Origin of the sequence: Faecalicatena contorta, from assembly GCF_021531895.1 — a bacterium.
In the GTDB taxonomy this organism is placed as follows: Bacteria; Bacillota; Clostridia; order Lachnospirales; family Lachnospiraceae; genus JAFBIX01.
This window is the reverse complement of sequence record NZ_JAFBIX010000018.1, coordinates 1-18488: the sequence shown is the minus strand read 5'-3', so window position 1 is coordinate 18488 and position 18488 is coordinate 1. Positions and strand designations below refer to the sequence as shown.

Annotated in this window: 25 protein-coding genes; 1 reads left to right on the top strand and 24 read right to left on the bottom strand. The window is 38.2% G+C overall.

What is annotated here, in order from left to right; translation table 11 throughout:
• Positions 1–4: 4 nt before the first annotated feature.
• From JQM81_RS08425 to JQM81_RS08325, 22 genes are all read right to left on the bottom strand, one after another.
• Positions 5–529 (bottom strand): YgjV family protein, encoded by a 525-nt coding sequence (locus JQM81_RS08425; protein WP_235233067.1) that lies wholly within the window; start codon positions 527–529, stop codon positions 5–7.
• 221 nt (positions 530–750) lie between these two features.
• Positions 751–1860 (bottom strand): hypothetical protein, encoded by a 1110-nt coding sequence (locus tag JQM81_RS08420; RefSeq protein WP_235233119.1) that lies wholly within the window; start codon positions 1858–1860, stop codon positions 751–753.
• Complete coding sequence (locus tag JQM81_RS08415) at positions 1751–2275, bottom strand: aspartate/glutamate racemase family protein (protein WP_235233066.1); 525 nt, start codon at positions 2273–2275, stop codon at positions 1751–1753. The genes JQM81_RS08420 and JQM81_RS08415 overlap by 110 nt, the downstream gene beginning before the upstream one ends.
• A 10-nt stretch (positions 2276–2285) precedes the next feature.
• The gene (locus JQM81_RS08410; RefSeq protein WP_235233065.1) at positions 2286–3665 is read right to left on the bottom strand and encodes a sensor histidine kinase; all 1380 of its coding nucleotides are present in this window, start codon (positions 3663–3665) and stop codon (positions 2286–2288) included.
• Positions 3653–4315 carry a response regulator transcription factor gene (locus JQM81_RS08405; RefSeq protein ID WP_235233064.1) on the bottom strand — a complete coding sequence of 221 codons (663 nt, stop codon included), beginning with the start codon at positions 4313–4315 and terminating at the stop codon, positions 3653–3655. The genes JQM81_RS08410 and JQM81_RS08405 overlap by 13 nt, the downstream gene beginning before the upstream one ends.
• Positions 4316–4324: 9 nt before the next feature.
• Positions 4325–5068, bottom strand: a complete 744-nt coding sequence (locus JQM81_RS08400; RefSeq protein ID WP_235233063.1) for a lantibiotic immunity ABC transporter MutG family permease subunit — start codon at positions 5066–5068, stop codon at positions 4325–4327.
• A 2-nt stretch (positions 5069–5070) separates the two neighbouring features.
• Positions 5071–5802 carry a lantibiotic immunity ABC transporter MutE/EpiE family permease subunit gene (locus JQM81_RS08395; protein WP_235233062.1) on the bottom strand — a complete coding sequence of 244 codons (732 nt, stop codon included), beginning with the start codon at positions 5800–5802 and terminating at the stop codon, positions 5071–5073.
• A complete protein-coding gene (locus JQM81_RS08390) occupies positions 5795–6508 on the bottom strand; it encodes a lantibiotic protection ABC transporter ATP-binding protein (protein ID WP_235233061.1) in 714 nt (237 codons plus the stop codon). The genes JQM81_RS08395 and JQM81_RS08390 overlap by 8 nt, the downstream gene beginning before the upstream one ends.
• A gap of 103 nt (positions 6509–6611) precedes the next feature.
• Complete coding sequence (locus JQM81_RS08385; protein WP_235233060.1) at positions 6612–7358, bottom strand: N-acetyltransferase; 747 nt, start codon at positions 7356–7358, stop codon at positions 6612–6614.
• A gap of 48 nt (positions 7359–7406) precedes the next feature.
• Positions 7407–8045, bottom strand: coding sequence for a GyrI-like domain-containing protein (locus JQM81_RS08380; protein WP_235233059.1), 639 nt, complete (start codon positions 8043–8045; stop codon positions 7407–7409).
• Between the two features lie 7 nt (positions 8046–8052).
• Positions 8053–8403, bottom strand: coding sequence for a TIGR04076 family protein (locus JQM81_RS08375; RefSeq protein ID WP_235233058.1), 351 nt, complete (start codon positions 8401–8403; stop codon positions 8053–8055).
• 14 nt (positions 8404–8417) lie between these two features.
• Positions 8418–9044 carry a type 1 glutamine amidotransferase family protein gene (locus JQM81_RS08370; RefSeq protein ID WP_235233057.1) on the bottom strand — a complete coding sequence of 209 codons (627 nt, stop codon included), beginning with the start codon at positions 9042–9044 and terminating at the stop codon, positions 8418–8420.
• Complete coding sequence (locus JQM81_RS08365) at positions 9004–9960, bottom strand: helix-turn-helix transcriptional regulator (protein ID WP_235233056.1); 957 nt, start codon at positions 9958–9960, stop codon at positions 9004–9006. The genes JQM81_RS08370 and JQM81_RS08365 overlap by 41 nt, the downstream gene beginning before the upstream one ends.
• Before the next feature lie 117 nt (positions 9961–10077).
• A complete protein-coding gene (locus JQM81_RS13670) occupies positions 10078–10392 on the bottom strand; it encodes a GNAT family acetyltransferase (RefSeq protein WP_328282604.1) in 315 nt (104 codons plus the stop codon).
• A 6-nt stretch (positions 10393–10398) separates the two neighbouring features.
• A complete protein-coding gene (locus JQM81_RS13665) occupies positions 10399–10710 on the bottom strand; it encodes a hypothetical protein (RefSeq protein WP_328282603.1) in 312 nt (103 codons plus the stop codon).
• Between the two features lie 7 nt (positions 10711–10717).
• Complete coding sequence (rsgA, locus tag JQM81_RS08355) at positions 10718–11566, bottom strand: GTPase RsgA (RefSeq protein ID WP_235233055.1); 849 nt, start codon at positions 11564–11566, stop codon at positions 10718–10720.
• 1 nt (position 11567) lies between these two features.
• Positions 11568–12200 carry a TetR/AcrR family transcriptional regulator gene (locus JQM81_RS08350; RefSeq protein ID WP_235233054.1) on the bottom strand — a complete coding sequence of 211 codons (633 nt, stop codon included), beginning with the start codon at positions 12198–12200 and terminating at the stop codon, positions 11568–11570.
• A gap of 85 nt (positions 12201–12285) precedes the next feature.
• Positions 12286–12621 (bottom strand): hypothetical protein, encoded by a 336-nt coding sequence (locus JQM81_RS08345; protein ID WP_235233053.1) that lies wholly within the window; start codon positions 12619–12621, stop codon positions 12286–12288.
• A 768-nt stretch (positions 12622–13389) separates the two neighbouring features.
• Positions 13390–14637, bottom strand: a complete 1248-nt coding sequence (locus JQM81_RS08340) for a tyrosine-type recombinase/integrase (protein ID WP_235233052.1) — start codon at positions 14635–14637, stop codon at positions 13390–13392.
• 100 nt (positions 14638–14737) lie between these two features.
• A complete protein-coding gene (locus JQM81_RS08335; RefSeq protein ID WP_028088126.1) occupies positions 14738–14920 on the bottom strand; it encodes an excisionase in 183 nt (60 codons plus the stop codon).
• A 9-nt stretch (positions 14921–14929) separates the two neighbouring features.
• Positions 14930–15451: a type II toxin-antitoxin system PemK/MazF family toxin gene (locus JQM81_RS08330; RefSeq protein WP_235233051.1), complete on the bottom strand. Its 522-nt coding sequence runs from the start codon at positions 15449–15451 to the stop codon at positions 14930–14932.
• 593 nt (positions 15452–16044) lie between these two features.
• Complete coding sequence (locus tag JQM81_RS08325) at positions 16045–16515, bottom strand: RNA polymerase sigma factor (RefSeq protein ID WP_235233050.1); 471 nt, start codon at positions 16513–16515, stop codon at positions 16045–16047.
• Between the two features lie 485 nt (positions 16516–17000).
• Between JQM81_RS08325 and JQM81_RS08320 the strand changes: the two genes are divergently transcribed.
• Positions 17001–17363, top strand: a complete 363-nt coding sequence (locus JQM81_RS08320; RefSeq protein WP_055181100.1) for a helix-turn-helix domain-containing protein — start codon at positions 17001–17003, stop codon at positions 17361–17363.
• 181 nt (positions 17364–17544) lie between these two features.
• On the opposite strand, the gene JQM81_RS08315 is transcribed toward JQM81_RS08320, so the two are convergent.
• Positions 17545–17886: a hypothetical protein gene (locus JQM81_RS08315; RefSeq protein WP_026649399.1), complete on the bottom strand. Its 342-nt coding sequence runs from the start codon at positions 17884–17886 to the stop codon at positions 17545–17547.
• Between the two features lie 58 nt (positions 17887–17944).
• Positions 17945–18367, bottom strand: coding sequence for a winged helix-turn-helix domain-containing protein (locus JQM81_RS08310; RefSeq protein ID WP_028087872.1), 423 nt, complete (start codon positions 18365–18367; stop codon positions 17945–17947).
• Positions 18368–18488 lie beyond the last annotated feature (121 nt).

Below are 18488 nucleotides of genomic sequence, written 5' to 3'. Positions count from 1 at the left end.
GAGGTTATTCATTAACTTTGTCAAGATTTTTCCATCCATAACGAACAATTGAGATGATCATTGAGCCTTCACTGAAAATCTCATCTAGAATTCCTGCCCATGAACCAACTATGATATCGTATATGATCCACAGAGGAGAATTTACAAACATACCTGCAATTCGTATTTTGCGTGCGTTATATGTATATCCTCCGATGGTTGATGCAATATTTGCTGCAACTGGCAAGAGAGATATCCACCCTGACCAAGTAATAATAAGTGCTGCAATCTGCAATGTACAAATAATCATGCACATTTTTTTGCTACGTGCGAATTCTATCTTACTTCCAAGACAAAATGAACGGAAAGTATTTAAAATATAGCTTATTCCGCCTGTAATCGCTCCTAATAAAAGAAGGTGAGTGGTATAGCACAAATATGATAAAAACTGCACTCTAAACAAATTCTTGTTGCTTTTACATTGGAAAGACATAAAAAACAGCATCGTACCAGCCAGTCCAATCGCCTGTATCCCCACATTACTTTCCATCTGCCGTTTCTCCTTCCGATTAGTTGTTCCAGTTTTTCACAAAATAATCTCATTTGCTCTTATGAAATATTATAATTCAATCCTATATTTTCATCAACATATTAAACAACTCAGAGCAATTGATCCGCCAACTTTTCAAAAATCTCGGACAGACCATACTGTTTCATTTTAATCTCGTTTCTCATATCACTCTTTTCTCCACCTTTCTTCCAATCATTTTCTTATATTATCACTGAACGAAAAAAACAGGTCTCCATCTGAATTCTTCCATTTTCTTCAATAATCGTCTTCAGCTTTGCTTCTACATCTGCATCATATTTTTTGTTTGCAAAGATACGGTAATACATATTCAGATTATATCCGCTGAAGGAGCGAAGCCCCTCTTCTGCCATGATGAGATAATTATATCTTGTAAATCCCAGATCATAGTCTCCAATCGCTGCAATCTCCAATTGTTTCCGACACTTCTCGCCACCGTCCCAGGTTACGACATCGATAACATCTCCTATGCTCAGGTCCGGATACCAGTGGAGCAGATTCTTATCTATGATTACTTTATTTCCACTCTTTAGCTCCTCGTAAGTGGCATTTCCTTCTATGATACCATCTTCCAGTAACTCTTTCCCGCTTTCAGGAACTCCGAGCATTCCTTCTCTGTTGCCATCAAATGCATCCGATTCCGCATCATTTCCCAGATAACATTCCACAGAATCGATTCCGTCAATCTGTAAAATCTGTTCTCTTAATTCTTCCGTAAGCGGATTGTTTTGCTGCACCTGACTCCACTCCAGTTCCGGATGCTCTTTGTCGTTGTTATCTATGATCGGAGCAATCTGATATTCTCCCATGACTGAATGATCTGCCGCTTCATTTGGATCGGCGCATGACAATACCGTTGCAACCACCATACATAATAATCCTGTAATGGCCATAGAACAGATCGTAATCAAGCTCTTTTTCTTATTACCCGCAAGATAAATCATGGCAAGACGAGTGACGGTAATATCAGAGTATCCTTTTCTGATTTTTTTCTTTGTCTGTTCACTCCGGTATCGCATAGCTTCCACTTCAGAGACCTTCGCAGCGATTCCCATAGGGCGAAGTAGTGACAGGAAAACCGTAAGCATCGCAACTCCGATTGCGAGCAGATAGATCCACGGGACAATCAGCTTAATTTCTCCTCTTTGAATCAGTTCCTGAATCGTAGACATCATCATATTCTCATTCTGGTACAGCTTGAAAATACATCCAAATACGTATCGGACTAACAGAGAACCCGTCAAAAGTCCGAGTGGAACTGCGATTGCGGCAACAAGAAATCCTTCCAGCAAAACGATTCTTCTCAACTGTCCTGTCGTTGCACCGATTGCTTTTATCTTTCCCAACTGCTTCTATTCCATGTACGTGTTTCAGACTAAAAATTACACGATTTAATTCTTCTATAGTAGAATCCTTTACAATTCCGTACTCCAGTTCTTTGGAAATTCGTTCATTTACCAACACACGTGTGTCATAGTCAGGCACAACAACCTCAATTCCTTTTTGAACGAAGGCATTTCTTAAAAAATCTTTCTCCATTGTAAAGATTGTCCCCAGAAGCCCAACACGATGATAACCTCTTGAATAAGCATATTCTGCTACTGTCTCCAGAATACCTCCTTCTCTGCTATACCATATTTTACAAAAATATTTTAATTGTGTATAGGTAATTATTCCATCCATATGTGTCAATTCTTCAGATATCATTTTTTACTTCTTATTTTGGACAGTAAAGAGGAAAACAAATCTCTACTTTTGCTCCACCGTTTTTTTTCGAATTTGTGAGTAATATTCTTCCACCATGAGTTTGGGCTATTGATTTTGCAGAAAATAGTCCAATGCCATAATGCACACCGCCGCTTCTGCTTGCATCATCCATAAAAAACTGTTCTGTTCCGTGCAGCAGTGCTTCTTTTGTAAAACCACTGCCGGTATCTTCCACTGTAAATATTAACTCTCCACTCTGCTCTTCGATATAAATATTTATTATTCCGCCTTTCGGTGTATGTTCTGCTGCATTTTTAATAATATTCATAACAGCCCTTACAACCTGGTCGTAAACAATATTTGCTGTTTCACTGATATATTGTTCTTCCCAGTTAATTTTCAGATTAAAAACTTCAGAGAGGCCTAATGTTTGTTTTTTGATGTCACCAAGTACATCTTCTGTCCTTATTTTTTCGAATCTATATTGATAACCATCTACGGACTTTGTTACTTCTATTATTGTCTGTACATAGTTTTGTATCTGCAATACACTGCTCGTGATATAATCCATATATTTTTTCTGTTCTTCTGTCATTTCCATTTCAGAAAGAAGTTCTGCATTGCCTCTTATGACCGTAAGCGGGGTTTTTATGTCATGCGCCAATGCAGACATTTGTCTGTTTTTTTCCTGCTCCGTCTTCCATTGTCGTTCCAGGGAATCCTTCAATGCATTTCTCATCTCATCTATAGATGACAGGCAATCATCAATCTCTTTCACCCCGGAATAAGACACCTCATATTCAAGATTCTGATTCTTGATTCTCTCTACCGCATTCATGACCGGTTGCATTTTTCGTTTCATCTTTTTTCCGAAGCTTAGAGATGGTAACAATATCATTGTAATTCCGCTCAGAATAACTATGATCGTCATCAGATTCTGTGGTTCGATAAAATGTTCTCTGAGAAACGCAGACTGATACTGTGGTGTCAGGCTGTACTGCAGAACAACAGATTCGTCCGGACGCGGAATCACCTTATAAAAATAGTCTCCTGATGCGGTTCCATGATTTGCAACGTTCCACGCAATTTTCACCGAATCTTCCGCCATATTTCCTCCAAGTACCTCGCCGTCCTCAGAAAAAATGACATAACGGCAAAGAACCGGTATCATCTCCTCCGTCACTTCATCTGCATTCTGAATCGTATCATAAGCTTCATTGATCTTTCTTTCTGCGTAATTAGCCGGATAAATACCTCCCAGGTTCACAAGAATATTAAATATAAGAGCTGTACATATCCCCAAAGTTAACAAAAGTCCAAGCATAGCCAGTACATACCTCAGAAAGATTCCACTAAGTGTACTGCTTCTTCTCTTTTCTACTCTTCCCATTTATATCCAATCCCCCAGACTGTTTTGATCGGCATGCAAGGAAATTCTGAGAGCTTTGTTCTTATATTTTTAATATGAGTCGTAATTGTACTTTCATTGCTCTCGCTGTCAAATCCAAATACCTGCTCCAGAATCTGTTCTTTTGAAAAAACCTGTCCACGGTTTCTTGCAAGAAACTCACAGATTTCATACTCCGCCTTTGTAAGCGGAATTTCCTTATCATCAACCATCATCTGTTTGAAAGATAAATGAAAGCAGACATGCCCAACGACCATTCTGACAGAATGTTCCCGGTGTTCTCTCCTAAGATGCGCAGCAACTCTCGCCCGAAGTTCCATAACCCCAAAGGGCTTACAGATATAGTCATCTGCTCCCAATGACAAACCATTTACCAGACTGCTTTCTTCTGTCTTTGCTGTAAGAAACAAAATGGGGCAGTCAACAAGCTGCCTGATTCTTGAACACAATACGAATCCGTCCATTCCGGGCATCATAATATCCAGCAAAATCAGATCATAAAGATTCACTTTTTCCATATTTATCTCAAGCGGGTTGCTTACTTTTGTGACCAGATGTCCATCCTTATTTAGAATTGTTCCTATCATATCAAGGATTGCTGTATCATCATCAACTACTAATATTTTCGCCATATTATCCCTCTATTCTGATATTTTACTTCCTTCCCAGTGGGATGACCAGAATAAATAATATACCATAGTAATCACTGTAAATACGCAAAATACTGGTATTACAGACTTCATTTCATCGATTGCTCCCGGTTCTCCGAAAGCAGTCTGTAAATATGTGTATGGTAATCTTCCGGTCCATGAAACAGGTATATACTTCCAGACATACATTCCAAGATTCGTGAGCATTAATGTACTGACAAGTCCGGAAATAATTCCTACTCCAATGGACACGCCTTTTCCGAATCGGAAGGCCAAAAGCATTTGCCAGATATATAACGGAATACTGCCACACCACATAACAAATACTGTCATCATATATGTCCCTGTACTTACTGTACTACACCCAAGGATTTTATGAAACCCGAAGCAAAAGATTCCTGCTGCTAAAAATACAGAAAACAAGCTGAATATAAGCAAAAGTATCACCTTAGACAAAAATGCTGTTGTCTTTTTTCGTAAGGTGAGCAGATTCTGGTATGCTCCGGCATTTTGCTCCTGTTCCATGATACATGCAGTAAATATTCCGATCAGAACAGGGAATCCTGCTCCAACTGCCTGGTAGAAAGCAATGATTTTTGTATTCTCATTCCAGGCAGAGAAAGCATAATACGCCAGAAACACCCCACTCGTTATAACAGGAATTAAAATATGCGCAAGCGTAATGGACAGCCCTTTCATTTTCAGCAAGTCCGCATGGAGGTTTCTTCTAAGCATTTCTATTTCCCCTCTCTCTTATCAAACCAGTTTAAGAACAAAAAAGTTGCAGCAATGAACCAGATAATGGATATGCAAATCCCCGGGAAAACGACTCCCGCATCCAAAAGCGGATTGCCTTCTTCTGCTCTGATTCCATTTGGTAATATATGAAGGAGTGGGCAAAGAATCCTCATCGGGATGGATGAAACAAAAAAATACCATTTTCCTGTCGGCGCTATGATAACGCCTCCAACCGTGAGAACCAAACATACCAGTAATTCCACAATCATTCCAAAGCGTTCACTTAAAAATAAAAGCAACGGTATCTCCCATAGCTGCGTAATCGTAAGAACCAATACTGCAGCCAAAGCTCCTCCGAACGGAACACAGGTGGTCAATAGAAATCCTCCGAAAGTGGCACCCACAAATATAATCATATCAGACACCAGAATCACACATCCCATATAGATGATTTTACCCATCACTAATTTTCTTTTGCTGATAGAAAGCGTCATGAGATGATAGTATCTTGTTTTTTTCTCCCGCATTATGGAAAGATAGCAGATAATGGCAAGCATTCCGGGCAGCAGCAGTGTATACCACCAATTCCAGACACTCTCTGCATATGCATTTGTCATTTCTAATGTAAGTACAAATGCCAAAGCAAATGTAATAATTGGAAATCCCCAGATCAGTACCCGTCCCATTGACTTTCTTGTTTTCAGATATTCTGCTCTCACAATACTAAGCACGACCTTCACCAGCCTTTCTGTTTTCTCTTACAACATTCATAAAGAGTTCTTCCAGATTCTCCCCCTGTTCCACTGGTCCTTCATATCCTAAAATACCATCTGAAATAATTCCCACATGATCGGCTAATAATTGTACTTCCGAGAGAATATGGCTGGAAAGTATGACCGTAATTCCCTGTGCCGGGAAGGATTGTATCAGCACTCGGAGTTCTTCGATTCCGATGGGATCTAACCCATTCGTGGGTTCATCTAATATTAGAAGCTTTGGCTCGCCCAGTAACGCCATTGCAATGCCAAGCCTCTGCTTCATTCCCAGAGAAAACTGCCCGACCTTCTTTTTTCCTGTATTTGCAAGAGAGACAATCTTAAGTACCTTATCAATCCTTTTTTCATCCACACCAAGCAGTAATGACCGGACTTTCAGATTTTCCCGTGCAGACAAATTCTCATAGACTGGTGGATTCTCGATCAATGCCCCAATTTCAGACAACGACTCCCTGCGCCATGGTTTTCCATCGAAATAAATCTCACCTGCTGTCGGTTTTAAAACACCGGTAATCATTTTCAGAGTAGTTGATTTCCCGGCCCCATTCGGTCCAAGAAGCCCATAGACTTTTCCCTTTTCAATATTTAGCGAGACTTTATTTACAGCCTTCTGTTTCTTAAATGACTTACAAAGATCTTTCGTTTGAAGCATCATTTCCATACTTATACCTTCTTTCTCTCGTTTCTATAGAAAGAGGATAACAGAAAAAAATAAAGATTTAATAAAGAACTCCATACCATTCTCGGTATAGAGTTCCTAACTATTATTTTGATAATAATTTTAAAAATCTCTTATCATTCATCTGCTCATTTGTAATATACTCACCATCACAGAACAACGCATAGGTTGTAATCGGTGTTGGTGCATTCTGAGCTTTTTCTCTACTCTTTATATGAATCGCCTTAAATCTGATATCTTTTTCTTTTGCAAGATTCTCTAAAACAGGAACATACTTTGCATTATAAGGACACTGATATGTGTAGAAAAGAACATAGCCTTTTTCATCGATATGCGGATGCCTGGCATTTTCCTTAAACTTTGGCGGCTCTGCTTCTTTTTCAAATGGCAGATACCAGAGCTGTACTCCATTGTCTGCTTCATCACAGGGGTCAAATCCTTTATATTTCAAGAACTTAGGATCTGAAAGAAACGGTTTCTTTTTCGCACACGATAAAATGCAAAGTCCTTTCTTTCCTTTCTGTTTACTATCTTCCATACAATAATTGAGCAGTTCGTTTGCGTACCCATGTCCCTTGAAAGAACCTGCAACCCACAAACAATCAATATACATATATCCTTTGGCATCAATTGGGTTCCACGCATACTCTGCAGGAATATATTCGATAAAACATTTTCCTCTCTCTTCACTTTTCAAGAAAACCAAGCCTTCATCAAATCGTTCCGAAAGCCATGATTTTTTCGATGTAACCTGTACATCCTTATTATTTGAGATTGCACAGCAGATGTGCTCTTTTTCCAAATTATCTTTTGTAACTTGGATAAATTCCATTTGAAATTCCCTCCCTCAACGCTCTTCAAGTGTCTATATTATTCTATATTAGAATGATTTTTTACATATTGGATGCCTGATTACAGTCTTCCACTTTTCAGGAGCAACCTTTCTTGCATCAGACATATATATCTCATGGTGAAACCTGTCATCGCTAAAGTCATTGCGGTATCCATGATCTTCCAGATATTTATCCATAATTGCAACAGTTGCGGGCTCATCATCAAAAGGTCCGTGATGCATAATCTGAACACACAACCCCTCATCAACTGTAAGGAATTCGGCTCTGGAACAATCCATTTTTTTCTTCGCAGATACAGTTCCCACCGCCCAATCAAAATCCTTCTTTGTCACAAAATCCGGAAGTCTGATGACTGATATCCAATAAAACTCAGCTTTTATACTGTAATCACAGCCATCCACTCCGTCTTGCCACCAAAAACCTTCCAGCGGCGGTACTACATACTCGAAAAATCCTTCTATCTTATAATCTGACTTATAGCTCATCTTCAAAGTATATGCTATCGCATATAATATGCCTACCGCCTGCTTGTACTCGCCACCTTCTTCGTTCGGATTACCTTTTCCTCTTACTGCGATGTAATTTGCCTTCGGAACAGTCACTATTTCCGGCTTGTTCTTTGGCATGTAAAATTCTTTAAATTCTTTCTTGAAATCAAATGCCATTTTCTCTCTACTCCTGATAATATTTACCTTTGTAAAAATTCTCTGCGCCTGTCTTTTCGACTGTCATTCGAAAGCATACACATCCGTCCGGACAAACATATTCCTTCACATTTGCTTCAATTCCTCCAATAAGTGTTAAATCTCCGCCACTTCTAACAGCCTGCATATCACCGTAAAGGATCTGCATCATTTTAGAACATATTCCATAGCCCTGCTCATTCACAGGACAGCCGTAGGTACAGGTGTATTTATCACCTATTTCTTCACCGTTCCTGCATAGGTGTTCTGTATGGTCGCCTCGCAGAAAACCTGTTACCTCTATTGAAAATCTATATTCTTCATCATACCATTTCTTCATTACCTTAGTCCCCCTTATTTCTGCAGACTCTGCATCATAGCAAAAAATTCATCTGCGTTGCCTGTACTGAAATACGCATACCAGTGTTCCAATGTATCTGCCGCAAATAAATCCAGGTATTCCAAAATCAATCTTGTCATATCAAGTGCGCCTGTAGCTGCAGCTGTTATCAAATTTCCGTCTCTGACAGCCGGCTTATCAATATAATGGTCTGTTCCCATATACTCCGGGCAAAACATATTTAAGAAACCTGCTCCGTTGCTCGTGTGCTTCTTATCATCCAAAATCCCGATATTTGCCAGTGCTACGGTAGCTCCACATATTGCAGCAACCAGTCCTCCGGCTTCCAGGAATTGCTTAGCAATCCCAAGAATCGGGGAGTTTTCAGATTCACTCCATCTGTCTGATCCGGGAAGAATCAGCACATTATCTTTATTTGCCTGGACATCCTTTATCGTCAGGTCCGGAACAATCGTAAGACCTCCCATGGATTTCACCGGCTCCTTTGAAAGAGATACTGTTTTCACCGAAATCTCTCTGGCGTCCTTCCTGAAAAACCTTTTTGAATGAAGTTCCGCAAGACAATAGCCAATTTCGCAATCAGCCATTGTATTCATTACATAAACATATACCGTTGTCATTTTGTCCTTCTTTCCTGTATTTTTCTGCAAGTTCAGAAGCGATACGAAACAGTTTCTCCCTTATAGATTCTGGTTCAAGAACAGTGACCGTGTCCCTACATGAAAGTATCCAGGACAACAGCCCCTCATCATCCGCATAATCATGTTCAAATAGAAGATTTCCATCCGGCATCTCTGCAAATGACTCTATACCATATTCTTCAATAAGATGCCATTTCATTGACGGATGAAAAACTGCTTTTACTTTTGCCTGTGGCGGAAACACCTTCTCATTTGATAAATCTGGCATTGGCACTGCACTTCTTTTTTCAAAATTTCTGCCATGCTTAAGCTCTGCCATTCGATTCAGTTTGAACATACGATAGTCGTTCCTTAGCAGACAATATCCATAGATGTACCAGCTTGACCATTTGAAGATCAGAAAATACGGTTCCATTTCCCTCTCCGTATTACCGCCCGGAGCATAATACTTAAACCTTAAGGTCTTCCCAAGCTCGATAGCATCCTGAATCAGCTCAATCTTTGGTGACAGAGAATCCTTATTCCATGATGACAGGTCGATAAGAACAGACTCATTTCCACTGACAAAATCAGATGATCCAGCCTTGAGCTTTTCCATAAGCCTAACATAATAATGGCTGCCACTTACGCTATCAAGACTTCGAAGACCTGCCATGATCATCTGCATATCCTTCGATGACAGAATCGTTCGATCCATCTTATAACCTTCCATTATGCTGATACCACCGCCTGCACCCTGTGATGTAAAAATCGGAATACCAGCTTTGCATAAATCTTCAATATCTCTGTTTATTGTTCTTCTTGAAACCTCAAATCTTTCTGCCAATTCCGGAGCAGTTATTTTCTCTTCCTGTAAAAGAATAGAAAGAATACCGATAAGCCTATCTATTTTCATATCACTTTCACTTCCTGATTCATCATACCACCTATAACACGACATCTATATGTCATGTTCAATTTATATTATACACAAAAAATAAGGTGTTACATTCAAAATCCTATCTTTTGAAAACTACTCCTGAAATAATTGACCCGGGAGTTTCAATTTTTCTTTTACCGGAAACTCCTTATCAAATGTTTCCACCTCAGCTTTATCCACAAAATATCCCTGTGGTGTCGCATACTCACCTGTAATCCCATCTAAATATCCCGGAATCAATTCCTTACACAAAAAGAAGGAGGCATCTTCGCTTTCCGGCAAACCATGATAACGAATGCCAAATTCACTGGCATAAGTAAAACCACTCTTTCCATAAAAATCAATGTTTCCTTCAAAGCAAACAGCGCCACAGCCAAGCTCCTTCGCTTTTTCCAGAGAGTAATCCAATAAAATCTATCCATACCCTTTTCTTTTCAGTTCAGGGGTAATGCAGATCGGTCCCATCGTCATGATGGGGATAGTCTTGCCATCATCAGCTTTGATATTTGCTCTCATAAACATGTTCTGACCAATCAGCTTGCCATCCTGTTCCACGATAAAATCAAGTTCCGGAACAAAAGCCGGATCATCTCGCAGCTGATTTAACACATAATGCTCAAAGCATCCCGGACGATATACATTCCAGAAGCTTTCTCTTACCAGATTTTCTACTTCCCGATATTCTTCTTTTTTCTCTAAACGAATAATAATGTTGCCTGTATTCATTTTTTCTTTATCCTTTCCTATTCCTTTTATTGATCTTTGCAATGTTCTTAAATTTTTGCCTTTTCTCAGCCAAATAACCTTGTGTATCTTTCACATACCGATTCTCATTCATCAGTTTCTGATAAGAGCGAAGTCGATCGATCGGTAATTCACCACGCTCTACCGCCTCTTGTACTGCACACCCTGGCTCACTGCCGGAATGAGTGCAATCACGAAAGCGACACTTTTGTGCCAGCTTCTCAATATCCGAAAAAGTCTGATCGATTCCGTCTCCGGCATCCCACATCCCCAGTTCACGCATCCCCGGTGTATCAATCACCATACCGCCGGATGGCAAAAGAGTCAGTTCACGAGAGGATACTTCAATCAGTTTACTATCTGGATTCTCGCACAAATCGCCTTTTGTCAGGACGACAACGGGCACTGCACCACTGTTCCAGGCAATCGCGACATAGCGCTCTAAACGCCTTAGATTAAAATCGTTATTCAGGGACATACACAAAAATACAGTATCAATATTGGTGGCAACGACCTGCTCCTCGTTTTTTTCACCAGCAGCTTTTCGGATAAAGGAGCTTTTTCGCGGAAGAACATAATGAATCACTGCATTTCCGCCACTTTTGTTCCAGTCAACCATAACAAAATCACCTACTGTCGGATAATCTGATTTTGCCTGTACGTCATAATGGTATCTGCCCGATATTTCTCCCCATTTTTCTCCCTGGGAAGAAATCAGCCGATATACTCCTTTTTCCTGTGAAAGAATTCTCGAAACAGTCAAATCCGCAAAACGTTCGGCCAACTTTTCGACTGTCTCAGACAGACCATACTGTCTCATAATAATCTCATTTCCCATATTACTCTTGTTCCTCTCCTGAATCCTTAACGTAATTCTCAGTAAAGTGTTTTACATGATTGCTGAGAATTGTAGCATAATCCTCACCTTCTCCGCTTTTATCGTACATACTGATAAGAAGAAAAAGTGGGGCGAAATATTCTACTGCAAGCTGTCTGGGATTTTCCTCTTTCAATACCTCTTTCTGAATCAGTTCACGGAACAGATCTTCCATATAGGCAACCGGTCCTTCGACAATACACTGGCTGTAAAGTTCTGCCATTTCTTTATTCCGGTATTGTTCCAAAGTTAACATTTTACGAAAGTAGGATGCAAACTCATCTTCTGTCCAGAACCTAAATTGTTCAACGGTATACTTTTGAATACTCTGCAAAGTAGTATTTTCATAAACATCCGGCTTAGTATCATATGCCTCATCCGGCATATGGTATTCCCTTGCTCTTTGAGCATCAATCTGTATCATTCTTTCTACAATGCAATCAAAGATATCACGCTTGTTTTTATAATGCCTGTATAAAGCACCTTTCGTCATATCGAGTTCCTCTGCAATGGTTCTAACAGAAACAGCTTCATACCCATCTTTTGCAAATAACTGTAATGCTGTCATCAATATCTTTTCCCTCGTATCCACCATATTATATCCCTCCACAATATAGTAACTGAATTCCCTTCTTCGCTGTAGTGAACGGTCGTTTACATTCATTTTAGTGAACGGTCGTTTATTTGTCAAGTATATTATCCCTAAAGAATTTGAATCTGACTATCAATATTTTCACAATATATGGATTTCGGCTGCTTGCCATGGCGTTCCACCATTTCAAGCGATGGCTGATTACTGATTTTTCTTGCAAATTCCATAATCTCATAAGTAAAACGATAGCTTTTAACATTAACTGTTTTACAAATAATTCTACGGAATTGTGAAGCACAGACACAAAGTGTTTACGATATTCCAGAGTTGCCTTTCCCTCTAAAATATAGTCACAATATCTAATCGCCCTTGCCCTTGCTTCGATCGCATTATTCTGTAAAATTTGATTTTTTATATAATTCATTTTACCTCATTTGGTAATAAGGTATTGTCAAAAACTATCTTCTCTAAATACTCCGACTTTCGTTTATCCCCCAAATCTGAGAACAAAGCGCTTGCCGCAACCAAAGCAGTTCTCATGTATTGTGTATTATCTTTAAATATATCGGATTCATCTAATGTTCCTTCATATCATTTATTAAAACTCTTTTGTTCTTCCACTAACCCCTCCGAAAAGTAAAAGGATGACTGGGTAGCCATCCTCTTACTATTTTTTCACAGTTTATTCTGCGATGGAATGGGTTTTCAGTCTCCATCCCGACCGCTGAGACAGGTTTTAGGTCTCTGACCCGACCATAATTAATATCTCTTTTTATAAGTATATTATCCTTTATTATATGTATTCATTCAAAGATATTTTCCATAAGAACAGAAAACCCCTATAAATAGCATAATCACTATTTATAGGGGTCTATCTTCATCATAATTCTAATGCAAAGTTTGCATTATGCGTTCATCTGATTTGCGACTTTTGGATTACATTCCAGCCTGATTTGTGAACTTTGAAATTATATTCTGCCTGTATTGCTACTTATATATAATACAGCTATGTATTTATCAGTATTTTCAAGAAATTGGTCTTTCCGGCTAATTAACGATTTCCTGTGTTCCCCAATTTTTTAAGTTGGGGAATGATTCTGAGCATTTGTTGCTTGATTTCAATTTCATTTTTTCTTATTTGGGGAATCCTTTTTATAAAGTTGGGGAGTATTTTCGTTCCCCAACTTTATAATCAGCAATGACTCATAGCTGAAATTCTCACTTTTCGAATTTCTTCATTATAATATTCTTCCGGTGTCTGTGTCTTCGCCACTCCAAATTTCTTAATTTCTTCTTCCATTATATTATCCAAGACATGTGTATAAATGTTTAATGTGATGCTGATACTCGAATGTCCCATCAACCTCTGGACAACCTTCGGTTCCATTTTCTTTTCAAAGCATCTTGTAGCAAACGTATGTCGTAAACTATGTGGGTGGAAGTCCCTGATCTCTCTGGGTTCTCTATTTTCTTGTACTGCCAGAACTCCTTCTTTTTCTCTCATTCTCTTTAAAGCCTTTTTTATTTCTTTCTCTACAACATATCTGACACAGGGACTTCCCATACCTGTTGTAAATACCAAATCTTTTAAATCATCCGTACTTCTCCAGCGACTGCCCAGTTCCTCTTTTAGCTTATTCTGTTTTTTCTTCTGAGCTTTTAATATTTCTTCCATTTCTCCTAAAAACGGAATCTCTCTGATTGAATTTACCGTTTTAGGAGTTACAAGCATCATTCTCTTTTCTCCATTATAATAACTACAACTCAAGGAACGTCTGACGTGAACTACTTTCTTTTTAAAATCTATATCGCTCCATTTCATTCCACCAAGTTCTCCAACTCGGACACCTGTCAGACACATGAAATAAAACATTTCTTTATACCAGCTATCCTCCATCTCACTCAGGAAATTGTCCTGTTCTTCCTGGGTTAATGCAATTTCTTCTTTTGATTGTTTAAATGTCCATGGTACTTCTACAATCAAACATGGATTTACTTTAATCAATTGGTTTCCTAATGCAAAATCTAAGCATTCTCTTAAACGCCCCAATGCTTCTCGCATTGCACTGTGCGATACATAATTCTGTTCCATTGCATTTAATGCTCTCTGAACATCCAACGGTTTAATATCTTTCAACTTCATTGAACCAATATAAAAGCCAAATGTTCTTTTGAAATTATTTTTCATCGGTGCAATACTCGTTTCCTTCACCCGGTGTTGCTTTACCTCTGAAAACCATTCTTCAAACCACTCATTCAATGTGATTCTGGTTTTTCTATAATCCAATGTATCCCTGGCATTTTCTTTTGCCTTTTCAAATTCTTCCATCAGTTCATTTAGATCTGTTCCATATAAATTGATTCTAATTCCGTTTACAACCGCTCTTGCTTCATATGAACCGTTCTTCTCTCTAACTCCTCTTGGTAATGCTTTTGCCATAATTGTTTCCTCCTGAAAAACTTCTTATCTGTTGCTCCTTCAAATTACCATTCATAAACGTGCAAAACAAACATGCGAATTTTTGTTTCGCATTCTTGACTTACTTTCTGACCTGTGCCAACAGCCATTTATCGAGTAAGAGCTTATGTGCATAATTACGATTGCCAATTCTGACAACAAATATTTTTTCATTTTCTCTCATCAATTCTCTAGTTTTCGTCATCCCAAGATTCAAGTAAGCTGCTGTTTCTTCTACATTTAAAAGTACCTTTTCTTGCTCCATATACTACCCTCACACTCGCTTCTTTCCTATATAATAGTCATATCCTTTTCTGATATTGCAAAACATACAAGTATCCTTATATCGCTGTTCTGGATTCACTCGCCGGATATAATATCCCGGCACATCATAAAAATTGCCTGCACATACTCTGCACAGGCTCACGACCAACGGTTTTTCAATGATCTTCGGTATCCCGGTACTTCTTCGGATTGCTTTATTGATTTTCTCCATTTCAGTACAATCTAAGGTACACACATAATTTTCCAACCGTCTTTTATCTAAAGTTCTAAGCTGCTCCAACAGCACTACAGAATCCTTTTCCAAACCTTCCATTTCCGGGACTGCAATGTGTGTCGGCAGTTTCATTTTTTCTTTACTAGTAATTGCTGCCACGATCACTGTCGGACTGTATTTATTTCCTATATTATTCTGAATCACCAGCACCGGACGATAACCGCCCTGTTCACTTCCAAATACAGGATCAAGGTCGGCGTGATAAATATCCCCACGCCTGACGTTTCTATCTTCCATCTTTGCTTTATCTCCTCTCGTCTTTCTAACTGTTGTTATCCCTAAATATGTAAAATACAAGCCTATTTGTCCCCGACGCCCCGACTTGTAATTGGGAAATCATCAGACGGCTGACTGCTAATCAGCTCCACAGGATTTTATCTAAAATAAATATATGGGATTAGGAGTTTTCCTCTCCAGGGATCTCCTGAAGCTGCCCTCACTTGTTGCGGCATCAAAGAAATATTTTGTATACACGACTTTATGACCGGACAGGAGTATCATTATGCCTGTTGTCTGTCATCGCCCTGCTAGAAGCAATCTGACAGTTATAACCAGATATTTTTCGCTCAACAGTCCGGGTAATACAAACTGAAATCAAAAGGAAGTATACGGGTGGGATTTCGCTGTCTTTACCCAGCCTGTGTTATGGCGTATCTGTTAATGTGGCTTACGCTCATCACGATAACAACAGGAATGTGTCTGATGAATGTATATGAATTTGTCAAGGTTCGTCCCGCTCCCCAGTCTTTTCGTGACAAAAGAAGAAACAGGCGGATCAGAATATTTCTCTTTCCACCTGTTTCCTCACTTAAACGCTATTTTTCAACCCACTATCTCAAAATCTTTTTCAAATTTCTGATTGCTGCTTTTACAGACTTTGCTACCATCTGAAAAGAGCAGCCTTCTTCCTGTGCAATCTGCTCATAATTCTTATCTTCAAAATAATACTTCATCAATCGTCTTCTCTGAATTTCCGACAACTGCTGGATTGCACTATGTAACCGTTCTGCTTCCAGTTTATTCAGAACAGTATCCTCTACACCTTCCTCTTTCTGAAATACTCGTTCATATAAACTGGAATCCCAGATTTCTGACTGTTCCAAATGCCTGTCCACAACATTCATATGCGACACATCCTGCAATTCAAACGTATTAAAAGCTTCATATACATTCTTTCCTATTTCCAAATCCTTGTACTCTTTTTCACCATTATGAAATGAAACATAATATTTTCCGTCCTTCTTATAGATTTCATATGGGTTGTATTTATCTTTTCTTCTTTTTGGCTGTCTGCCTTCCATGTCCTTTCCTCCGATCTGAATTTTTTTGAATTCAGATCAGTAGGCGGGGCACGAATACGAACAATCGTCCTTGTTAGGAATTGTTCATTCTCAATATTTAGGTAACAAAAAACGCCCTGACAGATTTCACTCCTATGGACGCATTTAATTCGATATTTTATTACCCTGGATTCATTATTGGCTCTTACCCTAGTTTCAATTCCAACATTTACTAATGAAATTGTTGAGATTTTTTTAATTGAATACCTTCTGTTGAACAGAATTTTTTAGCTGAACTCTTGCTAAGAACCATATTTTCTCCGGTTAGATTCCGGAAAAGAAAATAAGCATACAAATACTGCTCTTTCGGAATCTGTTTTTTTTAACCGAAAGAGATTTGTATGCTTTCTCATTCATTGGGTAATACCCTGTATTTTTTCTAATGTTACACCCTTTTCACTTTTCAAATTTAGGGTAATACACTAAGTTTATGGAGGTATATAAACATGGATATTCCAAAAACATTATTTGCCACTTTAGTAAAACAAGGGCGTATGGAAATGCATTTAACACAAGAAGCTCTTGCTGAAAAACTCGGAATATCGGCGGCTTATCTTGGAGACCTCGAACGCCATAAAGGCGGTCCCAGTCTGGAATTATTTTGTAAAACCATGCAGACTTTAAATATTTCTGCTGATGACTACGTTTATCCAAATCAGAATAAAAATAATTCTACATATGATCAGATTCTTCGGCTCTTAAATCAGTGCAATGATTATCAGTTACAGGTAATTCTTGCAACTACGACAGCTTTGCTAGATTCTAATCCTTTTATTTCTAACGTAGACACTACTAATGATACAGAATAAAACTTGTAAAATACCGATAAATAGCTGATAATTACCGATATTTAAAATTAGTGGAATAAATACTATTACCATATGTTAAAAACAGTTATGCTATATCATTACAACTTGATATAACATAACTGTTTCTTCTTTACGAACATCCTTTTATCTATCAAATACTACATTTTCCTCCACAACACACTTAATTGCTTTTCATCTCGCTAATTATTTTTTCCATATCCGTCGATTTTTTCAAGAGTCCTAAACCAGCCAATAACTGAATACAATCTACATATCCTTGACAATATGCCCTTTGTTCTGACACAAACGCTTCTTCTTCCAAAATTTCTCCATATTGCTTCAACTTCTCCCTGTCCTCATTACTTATATGATCGAGAAGTTTATTCACCTTTTCTTTTTCCATTTTCTTCTTCAACTGAATATTTGCAAGTTCTTGGAAATAGATATAACTTTCTCTGTTTATATTCTCACAACGCAACTGGTTCAAAAAAGAGGATATTTCATTCCAAATATCATTTTCCATAAAAATTTCTCCTGCTATTTTGGGTATCTTTACTTATTATGCCCAATTTTATATTCCATCATTTCATCAATTCACCATTAAATTTATATCCCATACCCCATACATTTAAAATGTATCTTGGTTTTGCAGAATCTGGCTCAATCTTTTTTCTGATTCTCCGAATTATGCCCATAACATTATCTTCTGCCCCATAATATGGTTCTTTCCACACCTGTGTATATATTTGTTCCTTTGAAAATATCCGTCCTGGATTTTTTGCCAGCAAATATAATATTTCAAATTCATAATTCGTCAATTGAACCAGCTCACCATTACTTTCTACAGAACGATATTCCGCATTTATTTTTAATGCTCCATAATCAAGTACCCTATTTTGTTTACCAGGCATCTCAGAGTATTTTTTAGCAGACAGAAAATGTAATAATTCATTTAATTTTTCTTCCTCATTTTCATCAAATGTTACAACAACTACCCTTCCCATTTTTATAAAAACCTTTCATATTCCAAATCTTACAAGTGTAATTTTTATATATTATTACATCTGTAAGATTTAAAGTCAAGTTTTTATTTCGTTGACAGAATAACCTTTTAAGATATATAAT